3 protein-coding genes and 2 tRNA genes are annotated in these 3,790 nt (G+C 49.2%); 4 read left to right on the top strand and 1 reads right to left on the bottom strand.

What is annotated here, in order from left to right:
• Window positions 1–103 precede the first annotated feature (103 nt).
• Together murB and birA are read left to right on the top strand one after the other, a co-directional pair.
• Window positions 104–1,132, top strand: coding sequence for a UDP-N-acetylmuramate dehydrogenase (murB, locus tag GRPL_RS22050; protein WP_032698414.1), 1,029 nt, complete (start codon window positions 104–106; stop codon window positions 1,130–1,132).
• A complete protein-coding gene (gene birA / locus GRPL_RS22055) occupies window positions 1,129–2,091 on the top strand; it encodes a bifunctional biotin--[acetyl-CoA-carboxylase] ligase/biotin operon repressor BirA (RefSeq protein WP_032690006.1) in 963 nt (320 codons plus the stop codon). The genes murB and birA overlap by 4 nt, the downstream gene beginning before the upstream one ends.
• A 47-nt stretch (window positions 2,092–2,138) precedes the next feature.
• Here the strand turns inward: birA and coaA are convergent, their stop codons facing one another.
• Complete coding sequence (gene coaA, locus GRPL_RS22060) at window positions 2,139–3,089, bottom strand: type I pantothenate kinase (protein ID WP_094898638.1); 951 nt, start codon at window positions 3,087–3,089, stop codon at window positions 2,139–2,141.
• Between the two features lie 524 nt (window positions 3,090–3,613).
• On the opposite strand from coaA, the gene GRPL_RS22065 reads away from it, so the two are divergent.
• Together GRPL_RS22065 and GRPL_RS22070 are read left to right on the top strand one after the other, a co-directional pair.
• Window positions 3,614–3,689: transfer RNA gene (locus GRPL_RS22065), tRNA-Thr, on the top strand.
• Between the two features lie 10 nt (window positions 3,690–3,699).
• Window positions 3,700–3,784: transfer RNA gene (locus tag GRPL_RS22070), tRNA-Tyr, on the top strand.
• Window positions 3,785–3,790: the final 6 nt, after the last annotated feature.

The raw sequence follows: 3,790 nt of genomic DNA, 5'->3' as shown, positions 1-3,790 counted from the left end.
ATGAAAAACAGAAGCATCCTGAATACCCGCCTGGCCGCAATCAAGCAAGCCTTCCCCCAGCAGATACGGTAAACTAGTGCAGATTTTGCATCAGGAAGCCACTATGAATCACTCCCTCAAACCCTGGAATACCTTTGGCATTGACCGTATGGCCAAAGCGATTGTACGTGCTGAAAATGAACAGCAGCTATTGTCCGCATGGCAACAGGCCACTGCAGAGGATCAGCCCGTTTTGATCCTTGGTGAAGGGAGCAATGTACTCTTCCTGAAGGATTATGCCGGTACGGTGATAATCAACCGCATTATGGGAATTGAGGTCACGGAAACGCCTGATGCCTGGCATCTACACGTTGGGGCCGGAGAAAACTGGCATCAACTGGTGCAGTTTACGCTGGATAATGGCATGCCGGGTCTGGAAAACCTTGCATTGATTCCTGGTTGTGCAGGCTCTTCCCCGATTCAGAATATTGGTGCATATGGCGTCGAGCTACAGCGCGTTTGCCAGTATGTTGATTGCATCGAGCTGGCAACTGGCCATGAGCAGCGTCTTTCTGCGAGTGAATGCCGTTTTGGCTATCGTGACAGTATTTTCAAACACGAATATCAGGATCGCTTTGCCATCGTTGCGGTAGGCCTCCGCCTGACAAAGCGCTGGGATCCGATATTAACCTACGGTGACCTGACCCGTCTTGACCGAAACACCGTCACTCCACGTCAGGTATTTGACGCCGTTTGTCATATGCGAATGACTAAGCTTCCTGACCCAAAAGTGAGTGGTAATGCCGGCAGTTTCTTTAAAAACCCGGTAATTGACGCCGGGAAAGGGCAGGAGCTACTGGCCATGTTCCCGAATGCTCCGCACTACCCGCAGGTAGATGGTCGTATAAAACTGGCCGCAGGCTGGCTAATCGATCAATGTCAGCTGAAAGGGAAAACCATCGGCGGGGCCGCGGTACACCGTCAGCAGGCTTTAGTATTAATCAATGATAATCAGGCAACCAGCGACGATGTGATTAAGCTGGCGCATTATGTCCGTCAGCAGGTAGGCGAGAAGTTCAATGTCTGGCTCCAGCCGGAAGTCCGCTTTATTGGCGCAACCGGTGAAGTGAATGCCGAGGAGGCTATTGCATGAGAGATAATACAATCCCCCTGACATTGATATCAATTTTAGCGGATGGCGAATTTCATTCCGGAGAGCAACTGGGCGATCGTCTGGGAATGAGTCGTGCGGCAATCAATAAGCATATTCAGACTCTCCGCGACTGGGGGGTTGATGTGTTCACCGTTCCGGGAAAAGGTTACAGCCTGCCAGAACCGATCCAGCTATTAGATGAAAAGCGAATCGCTGCACAGATCGAACATGGACGGGTAACCGTACTTCCCGTTATTGACTCGACCAACCAGTATTTGCTGGATCGTCTTAATGAGTTGCAATCCGGCGATGCCTGCGTTGCAGAATATCAGCAGGCCGGCCGCGGTCGTCGAGGGCGCAAGTGGTTTTCTCCCTTTGGCGCAAACCTCTATCTCTCGATGTACTGGCGGCTGGAGCAAGGGCCTGCTGCCGCAGTGGGATTGAGTCTGGTCATCGGGATTGTTATTGCAGAAGTGCTCCAGAGCCTGGGGGCTGATAAGGTTCGCGTGAAGTGGCCAAATGACCTCTATCTTCAGGATCGTAAACTGTCAGGTATTTTGGTTGAGCTGACGGGAAAAACCGGCGATGCGGCACAGATAGTCAGCGGGGCGGGGATCAACCTGGCTATGCGTCATGTAGAGTCAGATGTCGTCAACCAGGGATGGATTAGCTTGCAGGAAGCTGGCGTATCTATCGATCGTAATACGTTGGCCGCGCGCCTGATTAAAGAGCTTCGCGCTGGCCTGCAGCTCTTTGAACAGGATGGCCTGGCACCTTATCTGGCGCGTTGGGAGAAATTAGATAACTTCCTCAACCGCCCGGTGAAGCTTATTATTGGCGATAAAGAAATATTTGGTATTTCTCGCGGTATCGATACTCAGGGCGCGTTATTGCTTGAGCAGGATGGTGTGATAAAACCCTGGGTTGGTGGTGAGATATCGTTACGAAGTGCAGAATAAACTGAGTAAAAAGGGAGCCCTGGCTCCCTTTTTATTTTCTGTAATCGTTATTTACGTAACCGAACCTGATCAACCGAGTGATTGGCGCTTTTCGTCATGATCAGACTAGCTCGCTCACGAGTTGGTAATATATTTTCTTTTAAATTCAGTAGGTTGATCTCATTCCATAATGAGGTGGCAATATTCACCGCTTCGTCTCTGGAAAGCTTGGCATAATTATGGAAATAAGAGTCCGGGTCGGTAAAGGCCCCTTCACGGAATTTTAAGAAACGGTTGATATACCATGTTTTTAGTAATTCTTCTGGCGCATCAACATATATCGAAAAATCAACGAAGTCAGATACAAATACGTGGTGCGGATCATGAGGATAATCCATCCCGCTTTGTAAAACATTTAATCCTTCCAGAATCAAAATGTCCGGCTGCGCTACGGTTTTATCTCCATCGGGGATCACATCATAAATCAGATGCGAATAAACCGGAGCGGTAGCATTAGGTATGCCGGATTTGAGGTCGGAGACGAACTTGACCAGACGATGCATATCATAGGATTGCGGGAAGCCTTTCTTCTTCATCAGCCCGCGTTCTTTCAATACGGCGTTAGGATGCAGGAAGCCATCGGTCGTTATCAATTCAACATGACGATGTTCCGGCCAGCGGCTGAGCAGCGCCTGTAATACGCGCGCGGTTGTACTTTTCCCTACCGCGACGCTGCCGGCAATACTGATGATATAGGGAATGCGTTGGCCGTTAGTGCCGAGGAATTGTTCCAGCACGGCCTGACGCCGCAGGTTAGAACTGATATAGAAATTAAGCAAACGCGACAGCGGCAAATAGATCTCGGCAACTTCTTCAAGAGAAAGATCTTCGTTGATGCCTTTTAACCGCGTGATTTCTTCCTCTGTCAGCGTCATCGGAACGGAATCACGAAGTGCAGCCCATTGGTTGCGGTTAAATTGTAGATACGGTGTCATTAACGTCTGCTCTTTTTTGCTCATAAGCATGTTCTTAGCATCGCCGAATCAAATGCAGCGAGGGATGCTTCACACAAGTTAATCAGGACAATGGGCAGGAGGGTAACACCAGATTGCGAGGAATAATAAGAAAAAAACTCATCGGATAGCGCTTTCTAATGCAGACATCACAAGAGCGGGGTTCGCAGGTAATTATTAATCAGGTGAATAGAGCGCTCAGGTTAGGTGAGCAATAAATGCCGCGGAAGGGAGTCGTCAGTGGTGCTCTCAGGTGAAGCTGGAATACCTGCTCTGCGGGCTAAAAGATCGATTATCGTATGCAGAGGTGCTCAGGAAATCGCCCGGAAGGTCAAAAATGCCGGTCTTTAACAAAATATCCCAGGTCAGCGTACGATTTACGCTTAGGTAAATGCCGTTTTTTTGTGCTCCGTTGTTTGAAATTGCAACGATTTTCCTTGTTTGAGCACAAAATATGAGCAATGGAACATTTTATGCAATTTTTTAGTTGCATGAACTCGCAGGTCTCCCTAAAATGCGCGCTACTTGATGCCGACTTAGCTCAGTAGGTAGAGCAACTGACTTGTAATCAGTAGGTCACCAGTTCGATTCCGGTAGTCGGCACCATCAAGTGCCTGGTGGGGTTCCCGAGCGGCCAAAGGGAGCAGACTGTAAATCTGCCGTCATCGACTTCGAAGGTTCGAATCCTTCCCCCACCACCATCTTTC

The organism is Klebsiella planticola ATCC 33531, from assembly GCF_000735435.1.
Taxonomy (GTDB): domain Bacteria; phylum Pseudomonadota; class Gammaproteobacteria; order Enterobacterales; family Enterobacteriaceae; genus Klebsiella; species Klebsiella planticola.
This window is presented reverse-complemented; position numbering and strand designations above follow the sequence as displayed.

Bases quoted from the DNA above. Each gene is read 5' to 3' on its own strand.
- coaA (WP_094898638.1), bottom strand. From the start codon at position 3,089: ATGAGCAAAAAAGAGCAGACGTTAATGACACCGTATCTACAATTTAAC.
- murB (WP_032698414.1), top strand. From the start codon at position 104: ATGAATCACTCCCTCAAACCCTGGAATACCTTTGGCATTGACCGTATG.
- birA (WP_032690006.1), top strand. From the start codon at position 1,129: ATGAGAGATAATACAATCCCCCTGACATTGATATCAATTTTAGCGGAT.